Source organism: Erwinia persicina, from assembly GCF_014838825.1.
Classification (GTDB): Bacteria; Pseudomonadota; Gammaproteobacteria; order Enterobacterales; family Enterobacteriaceae; genus Erwinia; species Erwinia persicina_A.
The window spans coordinates 119859-137643 of record NZ_JACYMO010000001.1 but is presented as its reverse complement, the minus strand read 5'-3'; the positions used below and the strand labels follow the sequence as shown (position 1 = coordinate 137643).

The following is a 17785-nucleotide window of genomic DNA, read 5'->3' as shown; positions in this document are numbered from 1 at the left end:
CCAGGCGTTGACCATAAGGATTGAGTGTGTGATAACGTCGATATTGCCTGCTACCAGCCCCATCACCGAACTGGTTTTTGGGGATTCCCTTTTTTTTCCACCGCTGTTCAAATCCGTTCTGCTTGGTTTTTTTTTCTGGCTGTTAATCCACCCGCTGCTGCGTGACTGGATGTACTCAGGTGAGATCTGGCACCCCACTCTATTAGACCTCTCCGTGTTCATTCTTTGTATCGCCGCCTCGCTGGGGCTGCTCACCATCGGGTAACGTCATGAAACTGAGCTCATTAAAGTACTTTTCTACGCTGATTTTTTTCACTGCCGCTCTCCTCGCAGGCTGGTGGCTGTGGAATTTCTATATGCAGTCCCCATGGACGCGGGACGGTAAAGTCCGCGCCGAGCTGGTTAATATCACGCCCCAGGTCTCCGGCCGTATCACCCGGTTGCTGGTGGAAGACAACCAGTTCGTGACCAAAGGCACCCATCTCTTCACCCTGGACGGTGAGCCGTACCGCATAGCTATCCTCAATGCAGAAGCTCAGCTGGCGAAGGCGCATTCAGACCTGATCAAGGCGCAGCATGAAGCACAACGCCGCCAGAATCTGCCGCGTAATGTCATTTCAGCCGAGGATCTGGATGTTGCCCTGCTGACGGTGAAGACGATGGAAGCCACGGAGAAAGCGGCGAAGGCCGCGCTGGATCGCGCACGCTGGGATCTCTCGCAGACCGATGTCTACGCCCCGACCGACGGCTGGATAAACAATCTGGAAACCCGTGTCGGCAACTACGCCAGCACCGGCTCGCCCCTTTTTGCGCTGGTGGACAGCCACTCCTTTTACGTCATGGGCTACTTTGAAGAGACAAAGCTGCGCCACATCCAGGCAGGCGCCCGCGCAGACATTAAACTCTACAGTACGGATGAACAGTTGACTGGCACAGTGCAAAGCATTGGCCGTGCCATTTACGATCAAAGCGTGGAATCCGACAGCGGTCTGGTGCCGGATATCAAACCCAACGTCCCTTGGGTCCGACTGGCACAGCGTGTGCCGGTGCGCATTCGTCTGGATCCCATTCCGGCCAATATGACCCTGGTCGCCGGAACAACCTGCACAATTTCTGTCCGCCAGTGAGTATCCAATGAATCTGAGCTGGCTGGAATGGCAGAACCTGCCGTGGGTGAAAGCCACCGGCGCACAGTGGCGCTATGCCCTGCGGAATGCTATCGCCATGTGCCTGGCGCTGAGTATTGCCTACGGCCTGCAGCTGGATGAACCCTACTGGGCGATGACCTCTGCGGCTGTAGTCAGTTTTCCCACGGTTGGGGGGGTGATCAGTAAAAGTCTGGGACGCATTGTCGGCAGTATGCTCGGGGCCACCGCCGCCTTAATTATCGCCGGTCATACGCTGGACGAACCCTGGTTGTTTGTCGTGTCAATCGCGGCCTGGCTGGCCATGTGTACATGGGTGTCAAACCACTATCAGAATAACGTTGCGTATGCCTTCTCGCTGGCTGGCTATACCGCGGCGATTATTGCCTTCACCAGCGTCAACCAGGTGGAGATTGACAGCATCTGGACCATTGCGCAGGCGCGCGTCTGTGAGGTGATATCCGGTATCCTGTGCGGTGCCCTGATGATGATGATCCTGCCCAGTACTTCCGATGGCGATACGTTAATTCATTCACTAAAAGAGATGCACACCAAACTCCTGCACCATGCCATGTTGCTGGTCAACCGCGAGGATACCGCGACCATTCGACACGCGCACGAAAATGTCATTGGTGAGATCCTCACCATGAACCTGCTGCGTATTCAGGCCTTCTGGAGCCACTATCGCTTTCGCCGTCAGAACAACGTGCTGAACTATATTCTGCATCAGCAGCTGCGCCTGACCAGCGTGATCTCCAGCCTGCGCCGTATGTTACTCAACTGGGATAATCCGCCCGACCGCCTGTTCAGCATGACGCAGGAGCTGCTTGCGGCCATCGAACGCGGCGAGACGGATAAGTATTATCTGGCACGCATCCTTTATCAGGCAGCACCTGATGACAGGGCCGACTACCGGCATCGTGCCTTTTGGGAGCGTCTGCGCTATTTTTGCTGGCTTTATCTGAATATTGCCCGCTGGATACGGCAGTTTGAACGGGCAGATAATCAAACCTTTCTGGTGCCGCCCCCTGTTCCGGCGCTGGCGCGTCAGTCAGACGGTGCTGAATCTGGCTGGAACGCCCTGAGAACCTTTAGCGTGATCTTTGTCGGTTCAGCCTTCTGGGTCAGTACCCAGTGGGACGCCGGTGACTCGGCACTGACGCTGGCGGCGATCAGCTGCGTGCTCTACTCCTCCTCCCCCTCACCGGTCAGCAGTATCTCACTGCTGCTCAAGACGCTGGGGCTGCTGTCCCTGTTCAGCTTTGTGATGAAGTTTGCTTTTATGGTCCAGGTCACAGTGCTGTGGCAATTTCTTATTGTGCTCTTCCCCCTGATCATCACCCTGCAGCTCTTTAAATTACAGCAAAAGAAGCGTGCCGCCCTGTGGGGCCAGCTGATTGTCTTTATGGGGTCATTTTTGTCCGTCACCAATCCACCCACCTACGATTATCAGGGCTTTATCAATGATAATCTTGCCAAGGTCTGTGGGGTAATGTTTGTTTGGCTGGCCTTTATTATTTTACGTCCCAGCTCGGATAAACGTCGCAGCCGACGCCACATTATTGCCCTGCGTCGCGAGTTTATCGATCAGTTAGGCAGGCACCCACGCCACAGTCAGAATGCGTTTGAATCGATGGTTTATCATCGTATTAACCAGCTAAAAAACAGCCGTGACGAACAGGCCCAGCTGTGGTTGATGCGCTGGGGTGTGGTGTTGCTTAACTGTTCACATATTGCCTGGACACTGCGTAACTGGAAAACGGCCTCGCCAGCGCTTGCCGACATGCGCGATGCGGTATTGCGCGATCTGCAAAGCATCATTAGCGATCGCGGCATTCATCATGTTTCCCTGAACGATACGCTGAAAACCCTGCAACAGCGTATTGACGTACTCAGTGAGGGAGGAAAGGAACAGGAAACCGAACTGGCCGGCATTATCTGGCGGCTGTTCTGTTCCCTGTCGCAGTTAAAAGTCGCCTCGGCTTAACGCCGCAATTACCCTCGCCACGGGCATTTCTGGCCGCCTGGCGAGGACATTTCAGCGGATTGACCTGCTATGGCACATCAAAACCGAGGGCGGCTTTGCGAATACGGAACCACTGCTGACGCGTAAGCGAGAGAGTCACCGCCCTGGCTGCCGCCCTGACCCGCTCGATTTTACCACTGCCAATAATAGGCAGCGGCTTAGAGGGCAGTTGCATTATCCAGGCATAGATCAGCTGTTCAATATTCTCAGCGCCGGTCTCCTGCTGGATCAACATCAGTTCATCACGCAAAGGCTGATATTCCGGGGCCGTCATCATTACGCCCCCCGCCAGACATGACCACGCCATCGGTCTTACTCGCATCTGCTGACACTGATCCAACGTTCCGTCCAGTAACAGTGGCTGATGTACAGGGGAAATCTCCACCTGATTAGTGACCAGCGTAAAAGGAAGACGCGACTGCAGTAGCGAAAACTGGGCGGGCGTAAAGTTAGACACGCCAAAATGTTTCACTTTGCCGCTCTGATGAAGCTGCAGAAAAGCGCTGGCGACTTCATCGGCATCCATTAAGGGATCGGGCCGGTGGATCAGAAGCAGGTCAAGATAGTCGGTGTGGAAATGGCGCAGAGAATTTTCAGCACTGTTGATGATGTGCGCGGCCTCGGTGATGTAATGGCCCAGCGCGTGGCGGGGATCGGCGGTGGTAGCAATTCCGCACTTTGTCACCAGCTCAAGGCGCTGGCGCAGAGAGGGTTGCAGACGCAGGGCGTGACCAAACGCTTCTTCACACTGGTAGCCACCGTAAATATCCGCATGATCCACCGTACTGATGCCACACGCCAGGTGCTGCTCAATAAACTCAACCAGCTGCTGCGGGGTCATTCCCCACTCCATCAGCCGCCAGTACCCCATAACCAGCGGCGAGAAAAAAGGTCCCTGAGGGGCAATCTGTTCGCGTTGTAGCATCGTATAACTCCCGTTGGCGAAATCGCTGACGGCATAATACGCTATCTGCCCCCGGCAATAACAGGACAGGGAGACACTGCGGTTTAAAACAGTGTCGGCTGCAAGGGATCGTCAGAGGCATCAGCATTTTGCCCACGCTGCTGGCGCTGTATGCGCTGACGACACAAACGCAGCACCTCACGCTTCTGTGCATCGCTATAGCTCATCCAGTTGAAACGTTCCTCACGGCTACGCAAACAGCCCCGGCAGTAGCCGCGCTCGTTAACCTGACAGATCCCCCGACAGGGACTGGGTACCGGGAAAAACTCTAATTGTTCAGCCACCACGACTCCAGGTTTATTCGCCCTGTGTTTATTGAAGACCCCTCACTCCATGTCTGCAAGCCTGACCTGGTGATTTTGACGAAAATAGTCACGTAAAGCCCGCAGCGCCTGCTGGCTTTTCTCAGGCAGCACGCGTTCCAGAGTAAGTGCCGTCAGTTTAAGCGGACTGGCGCGCCACTCGGGCAATAAGACCATCAGCTGCCCGCTGCGCAGCTCTTCACCGATCTCCTGTAAGGGCTGCAGGGAGAGCCCCATACCGGCGACGGTAAACGCACGCATAACGTTCATGCTGTCGCTGACCACTTGTCCTTCTGCCAGACGCAGGGTCAGGTCCCCTTCACGCGGATGATGAAAATCAATATGCCGGTGGGTACTGTGCCCGTGTATCCAGCGGTGGGCAGAGAGCGCCTGCGGCGTTTCCGGCACGCCGTAGCGACTCAGATAAGCAGGTGCGGCACAGATCACCATCGGCCACTCTGCCAGTGGATGCGCAATCATGGCGGTGTCGCTTAACTGACGGCTGAAGCGCAGCGCAATATCAATCCGGTGTTCAATCATGTTCAGGACATTATCGGTGGCGATAATCCGCAGCTTCAGCCCCGGGTTCTGCTGTAACAGCGGGGATAATGCGCTGCACAGCGGTTGCCCACCAATACCGACTGTCGCACTGATCCGCAGCTCCCCGCTGAGGGTGTCGCGCATTTCAGCCAGACGCCGCTCCGCCTCCAGCGCGTGGCTGAGCATCGCTTCACAGCCTGGATAAAATGCCGCCCCGGCTTCGGACAGCGTCAGCTTACGGGTGGAACGATGGAGTAACGGGACGCCAACCGCCTGTTCAAGCGCCCGCAGATGCTGGCTAACCGCCGAAGGCGACATCCCCAGTCGTCGGGCTGCGGCGGCCATAGAGCCTTCACTGACCACGGTCGCGAACACGGCCATGCGATTGAGTTTGTCCATTATTCGTAAGCCTTACTTCATTATAAAAGCGAAAATATGCCACTTATCAACGTAACTGTTAAGCAGTAAAGTTCAATCCACACCTTACAGAGGAATGAACGCATGAAAATCACTATCATTGGTGCAACCGGTTTTGTCGGTCCTGACGTAGTAAAAGAAGCGCTGGCACGCGGCCACGAGGTGACGGCCATTTCCCGTTCGGGTAAAAATCTGCCCGCCGACACCCGACTGAGCGTGGCAAAAGGCGACGTACATGACAGTGCCTGGCTGGCAGGTATACTCAAAGGCCAGGATGCGGTGATCAGCGCCTATAATCCGGGCTGGGAAGAGAGCGATTTGTTCGAAAAATTCACCCGCGGCAGTCAGAAAATCCTTGAAGCGGTTAAAAACAGCGGAGTTAAGCGACTGTTAGTGGTGGGCGGCGCAGGCAGTCTGGAAGTGGCACCCGGCGTAGAACTGGTTGATACCGAAGCTTTCCCTGCCAATATCAAACCGGGGGCGCTGGGCGCTCGTGCGCTGCGTAATCAGCTTCAGGCGGAAGAGCAGGCGCTGGACTGGACCTATCTTTCTCCGGCGGCGCTGCTGCAGCCCGGCCCCCGCACCGCACAGTTCCGTCTGGGCACCACCTCGCTGCTGATGGACGGTGATAAGCCGGGCTCGATTAGCGTCGCTGACCTGGCGGTCGCCATCCTGGATGAAATTGAACAGCCTCAGCATATCCGACAGCAGTTTACTGCGGCCTACTAAGTCCTCTGGCCCGTCGCTGGCGGGCCTTTCCCCTGTTGACGGGCAGTTAAGGTTTATTTAAGGTTTCCCGGCTACTCTTAAATAAGATTATTCTGACGCCGGACACCCATGAAAGCCCTGAAAAAGTTACGTTGTAACGAAATAACCTTTAATATTTATGCTGCTCTCTTTTTTACGCTGATACTTAACGGCCTTTTTATTGCACGGGCATGGCAAATCATCCCCTATCAGGGTCTGCACGATTATCTGTATGCTGCCACCCTTCCTGTCGTGCTGTTCTGCGCCTTTTTACTGATTTTTAATGTCATTGCGCTTCCCTGGATACGCAAGCCTTTACTGCTGATCCTGATCGTCGCCAGCGCCGCCGCTAACTACTTTATGTACAGCTTCGGCACGGTGATCGATACCAATATGATCCAGAACGTGTTTGAAACCGACCTGCAGGAAGCGACCGCCCTGTTCAGCATGAAATATCTGCTGTGGATGCTGTTGCTGGGCGTACTGCCTGCGGCACTAATTGTACTGACGCGGATTGAAAATAATCGCCCCTGGTGGATGTCGATCGTCTGGCGACTGGTGACGTCACTGGCAGCCATCTTCATTGTGCTGCTGATCGCTGCGCTGTTCTACAAGGACTATGCTTCGATGATCCGCAACAATAAGGGGCTGGTTAAGATGGTCACCCCGCCTAACGTGGTCAGCAGTATCGGGCACTACGCGGACAATCGCTGGTTTGCCGGTAGTCAGGCGCTGGTAAAAATTGGCCTGGATGCGCACAAAGGTCCGGTGTTAGCCGGCGAGAAAAAGAAAACGCTGGTGATTTTTGTCCTGGGTGAGACGGCCCGGGCAGAAAACTTCTCGCTGGGGGGCTACGCCCGCGAGACAAATCCCAAGCTGAAGCGCGACAATGTCATTTATTACCGTAACGCCACCTCCTGCGGCACAGAAACAGCGATCTCTGTTCCCTGCATGTTTTCCAATATGACGCGTCAACAATATAACGCTAATCTGGCACACCATCAGGAAGGGCTACTGGATGTGATGGCCCACGCGGGCGTCAATGTGCTGTGGCGAGAAAATGACGGGGGCTGTAAAGGGGCCTGCGACCGCGTACCTCATACGGATATGACCCAATGGCGGGTGAGCGAATTATGTAAAACGGATTATTGTCTTGATGACGTTTTGCTGCACCGCCTGAACAATTATATTGGCAGCGTGAAAGATGACACGGTCATTGTTCTGCATCAGATGGGCAGCCATGGCCCGGCCTATTACCTGCGTTATCCGGCGGAAAGTCGACAGTTTACTCCGACCTGTGACAGCAATCAGATTCAGGACTGCGATCCTCAGGCGCTGGTTAATACCTACGACAACTCCATTCTCTATACGGATTCCATGCTGGATAGCACGATAACTCTGCTGAAATCCTGGGGTGATAAATACAATGTCGCGATGATTTATCTGTCTGACCACGGTGAATCACTGGGTGAGCACGGTATGTATCTTCATGGTACCCCTTACCTCTTCGCCCCGAGTCAGCAGACACATATTCCGTTATTACTTTGGATGTCAGGGGATTACGCGACGGCGTTTGACATCGATCAGCAGTGCCTGCAGAAACAGGCGCAGACGGATGATGTCTCTCAGGACAATATTTTTCATACCCTGTTGGGGATGATGAATGTGCAAACCCGGGAGTATCAACCCGCGCTGGATATGATCCGATCGTGTCGTCAAAACCATTAAGGGTTGAAACCGACCGTTCGGTCTAGTACTCTGCTGCGATGAATAAAACGACCCGCTTTGACACACGTGAACATCTGCTTGATACCGGTGAACGGCTCTGCCTTCAGTCCGGGTTTAACGGCATGGGCCTGATCGCCCTGCTGAAAGAAGCTGAGGTGCCAAAGGGGTCGTTCTACCACTATTTCCCGTCCAAAGAAGTGTTTGGCGTGGCGATGCTGGAACGCTACTTCGCACGCTATCACCTGCGCCTGCAGGCGTATCTTGACGACCATCAGGATAACGCCCGCCAGCGCGTGCTGGACTATTATTCCCAGTCGCTTTCTCACTGCCAGGAGAGCCACTTTGCTGGCTGTCTTTCGGTCAAGTTATCGGCTGAAGTCTGCGACCTGTCTGAAGCCATGCGCAGTGCATTACATGCCGGTTCTGCCGCGCTGATTGCCACACTGACAGGTGCTCTCGATAAGGCACAGCAGCAGGGTACCCTGTCACGCCATATCGAATGCGCCGCCTGTGCGCAGACGCTCTATATGTTGTGGCTGGGTGCCAGTCTGCAAAGTAAAATTTGCCGTGACCATGCGCCGTTGCGCCATGCCTGGCAGGAAATGACACGAATTCTTCGTGAAGATTAAAAAAAACACCTTAACTAGTCGACCGGTCTACCAGGAGTAAGTTATGAAACTGAACACGCTGTTTACCCCGCTGAAAACCGGTGCCATCACCGTGCCTAACCGCATCTTTATGGCACCACTGACGCGTTTGCGCAGCATTGAACCCGGCGATATCCCCACTCCGCTGATGGGCGAATATTACCGCCAGCGCGCGACTGCCGGGCTGATTATCACTGAAGCCACCCAGATCAGCTTCCAGGCGAAAGGGTATGCCGGAGCACCCGGTCTTCACTCTGCCGAACAGATCGGTGCCTGGAAAGCCATCAACGAGGGCATCCATCAGGAAGGCGGACACAGTGCTGTACAGCTGTGGCACACCGGCCGTATTTCCCACAACAGCGTCCAGCCTGACGGCAAAGCCCCGGTTTCCGCGTCGGCAATCAACGCGGAAACCCGCACCTCCCTGCGCGATGCAGAAGGCAAAGCAATTCGTGAAGCCACCTCAACGCCACGCGCGCTGAGCACAGAAGAAGTGACGGGTATCGTTAATGACTTCCGCCAGGCCGTTATCAACGCCCGCGAAGCCGATTTTGACCTGGTAGAGCTTCATTCGGCTCACGGCTACCTGATCCATCAGTTCCTTTCTCCGGCATCTAACCAGCGTGATGACCAGTACGGTGGCAGCATCGAAAACCGCACCCGCTTTGCGCTGGAAGTCGTTGATGCTGCCATTGCCGGCTGGAGCGCGGATCGTATTGGTATCCGTATCTCTCCGCTGGGGCCGTTTAACGGTCTGGATAATGGTGAAGATCAGGAAGAAGCGGCACTGTACTTTATTGCTGAACTGGCAAAACGTCAGCTGGCTTATCTGCACATTTCAGAACCAGACTGGGCCGGTGGAAAACCTTACACCCACGAATTCCGTCAGGCGATCCGCGCTGTGTACCCGGGCGTGATTGTCGGTGCAGGGGGCTACACGGCTGAAAAAGCGGAAGATCTGATTGAGCAGGGGCTGATTGATGCGGTGGCATTTGGTCGTAGCTATATTGCTAACCCGGATTTAGTCGCCCGGCTGAAAACTGACGCGCCGCTGAACGAACCGAAGCCGGAAAGCTTTTACGGCGGCAGTGCGGAAGGCTATACCGACTATCCGTTCCTCGGTTAATCACGCCAAAAGTTCGCAGCGGCAGGCATTGCCGCTATACTGCATTTTTCCGTCATCGTCTGATGACGCCGATAAAAGAGGATGTTATGCGTTTACTTCACACCATGCTGCGCGTTGGCGATCTGCAACGTTCCGTTGATTTTTATACCAAAGTGCTGGGCATGCGCCTGCTTCGCACCAGTGAAAATACCGAGTATAAATACACCCTCGCCTTTGTCGGCTACACCGAAGAGAGCGAAGGGGCGGTGATTGAGCTGACCTATAACTGGGGCGTGGACAGCTACGACCTGGGCGATGCGTACGGACATATCGCGCTGGGCGTGGATGATGTCGCTGCCACCTGCGATCGTATCCGCAACGACGGCGGTAACGTCACGCGTGAAGCCGGCCCGGTCAAAGGCGGCACCACAGTGATTGCGTTTGTTGAAGATCCCGATGGCTACAAAATTGAGCTTATCGAAAACAAACACGCCGGTAACGGTATCGGACAGTAATTATTTCGGGTGCCTTTTGGGCACCCGACCTCCCTCCCTGCTGCATCCCCCGACAAAATTTGCCATAATGCGCGCTGCCTTTTTTCCCCTGTGAGAAGCTGATGTCTGAATCGAATGAACTGAATACCCTTAGCAGCCGTTTTCGCGGTTTTTATCCAGTCGTTATTGATGTTGAAACCGCCGGTTTCGATGCCAGAACTAACGCCTTACTGGAAATCGCAGCGGTCACGCTAAAGATGGATGACAACGGCTGGCTGGAAAAGGATGAGACCCTCCATTTCCACGTCGAGCCTTTTGTCGGTTCAGTTCTGCAACCTGAGGCGCTGGCATTTAACGGTATTGACCCCGAAAACCCGCTTCGTGGCGCGGTCAGTGAATACGACGCGCTGCACGCCATTTTCAAACTGGTGCGTAAAGGCATTAAAGAGAGCGGCTGTAGCCGGGCGATCATGGTGGCGCATAACGCCACCTTCGACTTGAACTTTGTCAATGCCGCCGCCGAACGCGCCAGCATGAAGCGTAACCCCTTCCATCCCTTCGTCACTTTTGACACGGCGGCCCTGAGCGGGCTGGTACTGGGGCAAACGGTTCTGGCAAAAGCGTGCACCGCAGCGGGAATGCCGTTTGATAATGCTCAGGCGCACTCTGCCCTGTACGACACCCTGCAGACCGCTGATCTGTTCTGTGAGCTGGTGAACCGCTGGAAACGGCTTGGCGGCTGGCCGCTGCCAGCCGATACGGCACATAACGACAGCGAAGCGTAACGCCATCACGTCGTAAAAAAAACCGGGCCTGAAAAGGCCCGGTTTTTTTATGCCGGCACGCTGCCTGGCTTACTCAGCAGCATCAGACGGATATTTTTGCGCCGTCTCTTTAATAAGCTGCTGCAGTTCGCCGCGCTGGTACATTTCAATAATAATGTCGCAGCCACCGACCAGCTCACCGTCCACCCACAGCTGTGGGAAGGTTGGCCAGTTAGCATATTTTGGCATCTCTGCGCGAATGTCAGGGTTCTGCAGAATATCAACGTACGCGAAACGCTCACCGCAGGCAGACAGTGCCTGAACGGCCTGAGCAGAGAAACCGCAGCTTGGCAGTTTCGGAGAACCTTTCATGTATAACAGAATAGGGTTTTCAGCGATCTGGCGTTGAATTTTTTCAACAGTACTCATAAATGTCTTCCTCAATACAATACTTCATGTGTAGGCTAGGCGCAGCCTGCTTATTGTAGCGACTCTGTCCGGGTGATGAAAATGACATTTTTACATGGCGAAAGGGTAAAAATGTGACCTGAGAACAAAACAGGGAAACAAAATAACATTTTCTTATCATCGCTGCTGCACAAGTTAGCGCCCGCTTTGCGTTTACTGCTGAGATAAACAACTGATACCGTTCAATTTTGCGCCATTTACTTGATCTGTATTATTGAAACAAAAAAGACCTTACCCTTTGTTAAGAAGTTAGATTAGAATTGCCCTAACCTTCTGCCTTCGCGCAGAAATGCCTTTTCTGACTCCGTTGCGACCTTTTGCAGCGCACAAACTGTTAATGGGAACGATGCGTTTACTCATCACGCTCTGCATACTGGCTTTCACCCAGTTGTTCTTCAATATGGCGCACGCATCGCCACATACCCCTATTAATGCGAATCAGCAAAAAGCCGATCGCACTACCGCACGTGAAGATGAGCGTCGCAAACGCCGCCCGGTCAAGACCGCCTCCACGAAAAAAGTGAAAGAACCGGTCAGTAAAAAAGCAAAAGAACCCGCCAGGAAGACCGCCGCTAAAACAGCACGTCTGGTGCCGGCAAAAAAACTCAAAGAAAAAGCCAGGAGTAAAGTGGCGGCAAAACCGTTGCGCACGGCTAAAGTAACGAAAAAGTCCTTAAGCAAAAAAATCGCCGCCAACAAAAAAGCCGACAAGAAGCACTATGGTCGCGATCGCGCCGGGCGCAAAGTTGCGCAACGCGATGACGCGCAGCTTTCAGGCCCGCTGAAACTGAGTAAAGCCCACCGCGCCCGCTATCAAAAAGCGCGCGAAACAGCGATGACAAAATTGATGGGGCAACTCGGCAAACCCTATCAGTGGGGCGGTACCTCACCTAAAACCGGCTTCGACTGCAGCGGTCTGGTGTGGTACGCCTACAAAGATCTGGTGAAGTTCAAAATCCCCCGTACGGCAAATGAAATGTATCACCTGCGCGATGCCGCCTCGGTCAAACGCGATCAGCTGGAAAAAGGGGACCTGGTCTTCTTCCGCATTAACGGTCGCGGCACGGCCGACCACGTAGGGGTTTATCTGGGTGGGGGCAAATTTATTCAGTCTCCGCGCACCGGTAAAGATATCCAGGTCAGTGCACTGAGTGAAGATTACTGGCAGGAGCATTACATCGGCGCACGCCGGGTGATGACACCGAAGACAATTCGTTAACTGTGCCGTCAGCGTGATGGGTATACGGGAGGGGTCACCTCCTCCCGGGCCGGACTTAGTGCATGACTGCGGTAAAACTAAACGCAATAATCATCAGCAGTGAACCCACCACCGCCAGCGCTGTCATTTTCATATCGGTGTTCATATTTTCTCCTTAATAACCCTGCAATGTGTAAGCCAACAGATTTTCCCATACTTACCCGTAAAAATCTCGTTTTCTGCGCCCAGCCTTGTTAGAATTATTCCTTTCCGTTGCGCAACACGCCCGGAAACGTTTTAAGTCAGCGCTGCATGTCACTCTACGGATGATTTTACCCCTCCCCGAATCTTTGAGACAGCACCCCAGATCGTTCTCGTCGGGCAGCAATAGCGGCGCGCAGGCAAACGTTTAACCAACTTGTTATCAGTACGTTACGATAACACCAGGAGTAGGATTTTAATGGCAACAATTAAGGATGTGGCAAAGCGTGCCGGTGTGTCCACCACCACCGTGTCCCATGTCATCAACAAAACGCGCTTTGTAGCCGAAGAGACGCGCGAAGCGGTATGGGCGGCAATTAAAGCTTTGCATTATTCCCCCAGCGCCGTTGCCCGCAGTCTTAAGGTGAACCACACCAAAACCATCGGGCTGCTGGCCACATCCAGTGAAGCCCCCTACTTTGCCGAAATCATTGAAGCGATTGAAAACCGCTGCTTTGCTAAAGGCTATACGCTGATCCTCGGCAATGCGCATAACGATCTGCAAAAGCAGCAGGCGTATCTGTCGATGATGGCGCAGAAGCGTGTCGATGGCCTGCTGGTCATGTGTTCAGAATATCCTGACCCCCTGATAGCCATGCTGGAAGAGAACCGTAATATTCCAATGGTGGTGATGGACTGGGGCGAGTCACGCGGAGACTTTACCGATACCGTGCTCGATAACGCTTTTGAAGGCGGCTATCTGGCGGGGCGTTATCTGATCGAGCGCGGCCATCGTGATATCGGGGCGATCCCGGGACAGCTGGAACGCAATACCGGCGGCGGTCGCCATGCGGGCTTCCTGAAAGCACTGGCTGAAGCCGGGATTACCCTGCGCGATGAATGGCTGGTACAGGGCGACTTTGAACCGGAATCTGGCTACCGCGCCATGCAGCAAATACTGTCACAGAAGCAGCGTCCGACGGCGATCTTCTGTGGGGGAGATATTATGGCGATGGGTGCGATTTGCGCAGCGGACGAGATGGGGTTGCGCGTACCGCAGGATATTTCGGTGATCGGTTATGATAACGTGCGCAACGCCCGTTACTTCACCCCGGCGCTGACCACCGTACACCAGCCAAAAGAGCGTCTGGGGGAAACAGCCTTTGATATGCTGCTTGACCGCATCACCAGCAAACGTGAAGAGCAGCAGACGATTGAAGTGCATCCTTCACTGATCGAACGCCGCTCCGTTGCCGACGGCCCCTTCCGCGACTATCGCCGTTAATATCCGCGCATCAGATCCCGGGCTGTTCACTCAGCCATTCTGCATTCAGCGTTTCGGTATTGCCCAGATAGGCCAGCAACCAGTTCAGCGCCGGTGAGGCGCTGTGCTCAGACCAGCTGAGGTAGCAGGGACTGTCAGGAAACGGCGAGGCCAGCGTCAGCTCACCCAGCACCTGCTGTTGCAGCCAGGGCTGGGCAAAGTGCCCCGGTACCATCCCGACGCACAGCCCGGCACGCAGGCAGTCGAATGCGCTTTCCCAGTCCGGTACCACCAGCCGCCGCTGATTGTCCAGCGTCCAGGTTGTGCGCTTCGGCAGCGCCCGCGACGTATCCTCCAGCACCAGCGAGGGCCATTCGCGGATCAGCGCTTCACTCAGCGCGCCTTCGTAACGGTGCAGCGGATGTTGGGACTGGACTACGCAGCGCCAGTTCAGACTGCCCATGTCGCGAAAGGCAAAACGCCCCCTCACAGGAATGGCCTGGGTTGCGCCTATTGCCACGTCCACGCGACCGTCAGCCAGCGCATCCCAGACGCCGTTAAACACCTCCGGCATGATGTGCAGCTCCATGTCCGGGAAATGACGATAAAAATCCACCACCAGCTGACGCGTGCGCGCCGGCCGTACAATCCTGTCCACCGCAATGTTAATCTGCCCGCGCCAGCCGTTTGCCACCTGCTGACAGCGGGTTCGCGTGGCAAGCATTTTTTTGATAACAGCCCGCCCCTCTTCACTGAATACGCGACCCGCCTCGGTCAATACCACGTCGCGATGGCGGCGTTCAAACAGGCTCACAGCCAGCCACTCCTCAAGCTGGCGAACGGTGTAGCTGACCGCAGATGGCACGCGATGAAGCTCTGCCGCTGCGGCGGTAAAGCTGCCCGTTCTGGCGACAGCGTCAACCACTTCGAGAGAATATTCAGACCACATAACTTGCCTTCAAATTATTTCACTGCAATAGACGAATAATAGCGTTTCACAGCGCACTCGGCACGGGATTACACTGCGCACGTGAAAAAATTGTCTGATAAGAGTTAAAAACCATGCGTTCCAAAGGATTTATGTTTTACCTGGCCATACTGAGTATGCTGGGTTTTCTTGCCACCGATATGTACCTCCCCGCTTTTGGCGTAATGCAGCAGGATCTGGGCACCCAAGCCGGTGCCATCAGCGCCAGCCTGAGTATTTTCCTTGCCGGTTTTGCCTGTGCGCAACTGGTCTGGGGCCCGCTCTCTGACCGCATCGGCCGTAAGCCCGTGCTGGTGATGGGTCTCAGCCTGTTCGCCATTGGCTGCGCCGCCATGCTGTGGGTGGAGTCGGCACCCTGGCTGCTGGCGATGCGCTTTGTGCAGGCCGTCGGCGTATGTGCAGCGGCCGTCAGCTGGCAGGCGCTGGTCGTTGATCGCTACAGCGGTGCGCAGGCCAATCGCGTATTTGCCACGATTATGCCGCTGGTGGCGCTGTCTCCCGCGCTGGCACCCTTGCTGGGAGCCTGGCTGTTACAGCACTTTTCCTGGCGCGCTATCTTCGTCGCACTGCTGGTGATAAGCGTGATGCTGCTGATCCCAACGCTGCGCCTGCCATCGCCTTCCCGCGTTGTCAAAGACACGGTGAAAACGCCCGCGCCTGGCTTCTTTACCTTGCTGAAATCGCCCCTCTACAGTGGCAATGTGGCAATTTATGCCGCCTGCTCCGCTAGCTTCTTTGCCTGGCTCACCGGATCGCCGTTTATTCTGGGCAAGTTAGGCCTCTCGCCCGGTGATATCGGCCTGAGCTATGTCCCCCAGACGGTGGCGTTTTTGATTGGGGGGTTCAGCTGCCGCGCCCTGCTTAATCGCTTTGCCGGACGTCAGCTACTGCCCTGGCTGCTGGCATTTTACAGCCTGAGCATTGCGGCTATTTATCTGGTGGCGTTGCAGCCTGAACCGTCGCTGTTTGCCCTGCTGCTGCCTTTCTGCGGCATGGCGATGGCGAATGGTGCTATTTATCCTATCGTGGTGTCCAGTGCCCTGCTGCCTTTTCCTCATGCGACAGGCAAAGCGGCGGCACTGCAAAACATGCTCCAGCTTGGCCTCTGCTTCCTGGCCAGCATGGTCGTGTCGACGTGGATCGAGTCCGCACTGTATACCACCACGCTGGTGATGGCAGGCACGATCTTCCTCGCCATTGCCGGTTACCTTGCGCAGCGCAGCGCAGAGCAAAAACAGGCCTGGCAGACAGCGGAAGAATCCCGCTAAATGCTCAGATAATACTTAGTTAGCACCCTAACAATAATGCGTTGAATATTCTCAGGCCTCAGCCTATAATTTATCGCGCATTATAAAATAACAAATACACAACACTTTTGAAGTTGGCGATGACCTCCGGTCATCGCTGCTGTTGCATACTGACAGGGTTGTCGAAGTGTTCTTCCGCGTGACATTTTTGCGACCTCTGCTAATTTCATATCAAGCCTCTTTTAACGTCGGATATCAGACTGTGGCATGCGCCACAAGTGCTCTCACAAACCTGCAGGAAAGACGATTCTTTTTCTCAGGTTTCAATCACACAGGGTGATGGGGAAGCTATGAGTTCATCGTGCATAGAAGAAGTGAACCTGGAAGATAATCAGTGGTATCGCATCGTCCAGGAGATGTTGAGCAAAGCAGATATTGAAATTAACGGAACCCGTAGCTGGGATATCCGCATCGCTACCCCCGACTTTTTTAAGCGTGTGCTGCAGGAAGGTTCGCTGGGGTTAGGTGAAAGCTATATGGATGGCTGGTGGGAGTGTGACCGGCTGGATATTTTCTTCCAGCGCGTGCTGTCCGCGAAGCTCGATCAACAACTCCCCCACCATTTTCGCGACACGCTTCGCGTCGCTGCTGCCCGCCTGACAAATCTGCAATCCCGCAGGCGCGCGTGGATTGTCGGTAAAGAGCATTACGATTTGGGTAACGACCTGTTTACCCGGATGCTCGACCCCTATATGCAATACTCCTGCGGTTACTGGAAGCAGGCCAGCACGCTGGAAGAAGCCCAGGAAGCGAAGCTGCAGATGATCTGCGAAAAGCTTCAGCTGGCCCCGGGCATGTCGCTGCTGGATATCGGCTGCGGCTGGGGGGGGCTGGCCGAATATGCTGCGCGTCACTTTAACGTCAGCGTGGTCGGCGTGACCATTTCAGCCGAACAGCAGAAGCTGGCTCAGGCGCGCTGCGAAGGTCTGGACGTCACCATCCAACTGCAGGACTATCGCGATCTTAACCAACAGTTTGATCGTATTGTCTCCGTCGGGATGTTTGAGCACGTCGGCCCCAAGAATTATGCTACCTATTTCGACGTCGTAAACCGTAATTTGAAACCTGAGGGTATTTTCCTGCTGCACACCATTGGTGCCAATAAGACCGACAATAATGTTGACCCGTGGATTGATAAATATATTTTCCCCAATGGCTGTCTGCCATCAGTTCGTCATATTGCGGATGCGAGTGAGCCGTTTTTTGTTATGGAAGACTGGCACAATATTGGCGCGGATTATGATCTGACCCTGATGCAGTGGTATCAGCGTTTTCTTGACGCATGGCCAGCGCTGTCGGATAAATATGGCGACCGCTTTAAACGGATGTTTACTTACTATCTGAATGCCTGTGCCGGTGCCTTTCGCGCCAGGGATATTCAGCTCTGGCAGGTGGTCTTTACCCACGGTATACAGGGTGGGTTACGGGTCGCACGCTAGACCGGCGTGTGCAAACAGGGCGACGATATGTCGCCCTGATA

At 54.7% G+C, this 17785-nt stretch carries 19 protein-coding genes; 13 read left to right on the top strand and 6 right to left on the bottom strand.

The window, feature by feature from the left end; translation table 11 throughout:
- Positions 1 to 28 precede the first annotated feature (28 nt).
- From IFU29_RS00660 to IFU29_RS00650, 3 genes are read left to right on the top strand one after another with little or no spacing between them, the layout of a single operon-like run.
- Complete coding sequence (locus IFU29_RS00660) at positions 29 to 265, top strand: DUF1656 domain-containing protein (RefSeq protein WP_191932210.1); 237 nt, start codon at positions 29 to 31, stop codon at positions 263 to 265.
- 4 nt (positions 266 to 269) lie between these two features.
- Entirely contained in the window at positions 270 to 1127 is an 858-nt protein-coding gene (locus IFU29_RS00655) for an efflux RND transporter periplasmic adaptor subunit (RefSeq protein ID WP_191932209.1), read from the top strand.
- A gap of 7 nt (positions 1128 to 1134) precedes the next feature.
- Positions 1135 to 3132, top strand: a complete 1998-nt coding sequence (locus IFU29_RS00650) for an FUSC family protein (protein WP_191932208.1) — start codon at positions 1135 to 1137, stop codon at positions 3130 to 3132.
- Positions 3133 to 3199: 67 nt separating this feature from the next.
- Here the strand turns inward: IFU29_RS00650 and IFU29_RS00645 are convergent, their stop codons facing one another.
- The 3 genes from IFU29_RS00645 to IFU29_RS00635 form a co-directional block, all read right to left on the bottom strand.
- The gene (locus tag IFU29_RS00645) at positions 3200 to 4096 is read right to left on the bottom strand and encodes an aldo/keto reductase (RefSeq protein WP_191932207.1); all 897 of its coding nucleotides are present in this window, start codon (positions 4094 to 4096) and stop codon (positions 3200 to 3202) included.
- An 83-nt stretch (positions 4097 to 4179) separates the two neighbouring features.
- A complete protein-coding gene (locus IFU29_RS00640; RefSeq protein WP_191932206.1) occupies positions 4180 to 4422 on the bottom strand; it encodes a DUF1289 domain-containing protein in 243 nt (80 codons plus the stop codon).
- 39 nt (positions 4423 to 4461) lie between these two features.
- Positions 4462 to 5376, bottom strand: coding sequence for a LysR substrate-binding domain-containing protein (locus IFU29_RS00635; protein ID WP_191932205.1), 915 nt, complete (start codon positions 5374 to 5376; stop codon positions 4462 to 4464).
- A 102-nt stretch (positions 5377 to 5478) separates the two neighbouring features.
- Between IFU29_RS00635 and IFU29_RS00630 the strand changes: the two genes are divergently transcribed.
- The 6 genes from IFU29_RS00630 (at position 5479) to rnt (ending at position 10900) form a co-directional block, all read left to right on the top strand.
- Complete coding sequence (locus IFU29_RS00630; RefSeq protein WP_191932204.1) at positions 5479 to 6123, top strand: NAD(P)-dependent oxidoreductase; 645 nt, start codon at positions 5479 to 5481, stop codon at positions 6121 to 6123.
- Between the two features lie 108 nt (positions 6124 to 6231).
- Positions 6232 to 7869 (top strand): phosphoethanolamine transferase EptA, encoded by a 1638-nt coding sequence (eptA, locus tag IFU29_RS00625; protein ID WP_191932203.1) that lies wholly within the window; start codon positions 6232 to 6234, stop codon positions 7867 to 7869.
- A 38-nt stretch (positions 7870 to 7907) separates the two neighbouring features.
- Positions 7908 to 8498, top strand: a complete 591-nt coding sequence (locus IFU29_RS00620) for a TetR/AcrR family transcriptional regulator (RefSeq protein WP_191932202.1) — start codon at positions 7908 to 7910, stop codon at positions 8496 to 8498.
- Positions 8499 to 8541: 43 nt separating this feature from the next.
- The gene (locus IFU29_RS00615) at positions 8542 to 9642 is read left to right on the top strand and encodes an alkene reductase (RefSeq protein ID WP_191932201.1); all 1101 of its coding nucleotides are present in this window, start codon (positions 8542 to 8544) and stop codon (positions 9640 to 9642) included.
- 86 nt (positions 9643 to 9728) lie between these two features.
- Positions 9729 to 10136: a lactoylglutathione lyase gene (gene gloA, locus IFU29_RS00610; RefSeq protein WP_062743648.1), complete on the top strand. Its 408-nt coding sequence runs from the start codon at positions 9729 to 9731 to the stop codon at positions 10134 to 10136.
- 101 nt (positions 10137 to 10237) lie between these two features.
- Positions 10238 to 10900: a ribonuclease T gene (rnt, locus tag IFU29_RS00605; RefSeq protein WP_191932200.1), complete on the top strand. Its 663-nt coding sequence runs from the start codon at positions 10238 to 10240 to the stop codon at positions 10898 to 10900.
- 69 nt (positions 10901 to 10969) lie between these two features.
- On the opposite strand, the gene IFU29_RS00600 is transcribed toward rnt, so the two are convergent.
- On the bottom strand, positions 10970 to 11308 hold the full coding sequence (locus tag IFU29_RS00600) for a Grx4 family monothiol glutaredoxin (RefSeq protein ID WP_191932199.1): 339 nt from the start codon (positions 11306 to 11308) through the stop codon (positions 10970 to 10972).
- 385 nt (positions 11309 to 11693) lie between these two features.
- On the opposite strand from IFU29_RS00600, the gene IFU29_RS00595 reads away from it, so the two are divergent.
- Positions 11694 to 12566 (top strand): C40 family peptidase, encoded by an 873-nt coding sequence (locus IFU29_RS00595; protein ID WP_191932198.1) that lies wholly within the window; start codon positions 11694 to 11696, stop codon positions 12564 to 12566.
- 55 nt (positions 12567 to 12621) lie between these two features.
- Here IFU29_RS00595 and cydH read toward each other — a convergent pair whose 3' ends face one another.
- Positions 12622 to 12711, bottom strand: coding sequence for a cytochrome bd-I oxidase subunit CydH (gene cydH, locus IFU29_RS00590; protein ID WP_118664219.1), 90 nt, complete (start codon positions 12709 to 12711; stop codon positions 12622 to 12624).
- A 294-nt stretch (positions 12712 to 13005) separates the two neighbouring features.
- On the opposite strand from cydH, the gene purR reads away from it, so the two are divergent.
- The gene (gene purR / locus IFU29_RS00585; RefSeq protein WP_191932197.1) at positions 13006 to 14031 is read left to right on the top strand and encodes an HTH-type transcriptional repressor PurR; all 1026 of its coding nucleotides are present in this window, start codon (positions 13006 to 13008) and stop codon (positions 14029 to 14031) included.
- A 10-nt stretch (positions 14032 to 14041) separates the two neighbouring features.
- On the opposite strand, the gene punR is transcribed toward purR, so the two are convergent.
- Complete coding sequence (gene punR, locus IFU29_RS00580; RefSeq protein ID WP_191932196.1) at positions 14042 to 14959, bottom strand: DNA-binding transcriptional activator PunR; 918 nt, start codon at positions 14957 to 14959, stop codon at positions 14042 to 14044.
- 113 nt (positions 14960 to 15072) lie between these two features.
- Between punR and punC the strand changes: the two genes are divergently transcribed.
- A complete protein-coding gene (punC, locus tag IFU29_RS00575) occupies positions 15073 to 16266 on the top strand; it encodes a purine nucleoside transporter PunC (RefSeq protein ID WP_191932195.1) in 1194 nt (397 codons plus the stop codon).
- A gap of 329 nt (positions 16267 to 16595) precedes the next feature.
- A complete protein-coding gene (gene cfa / locus IFU29_RS00570; RefSeq protein WP_191932194.1) occupies positions 16596 to 17744 on the top strand; it encodes a cyclopropane fatty acyl phospholipid synthase in 1149 nt (382 codons plus the stop codon).
- Positions 17745 to 17785 lie beyond the last annotated feature (41 nt).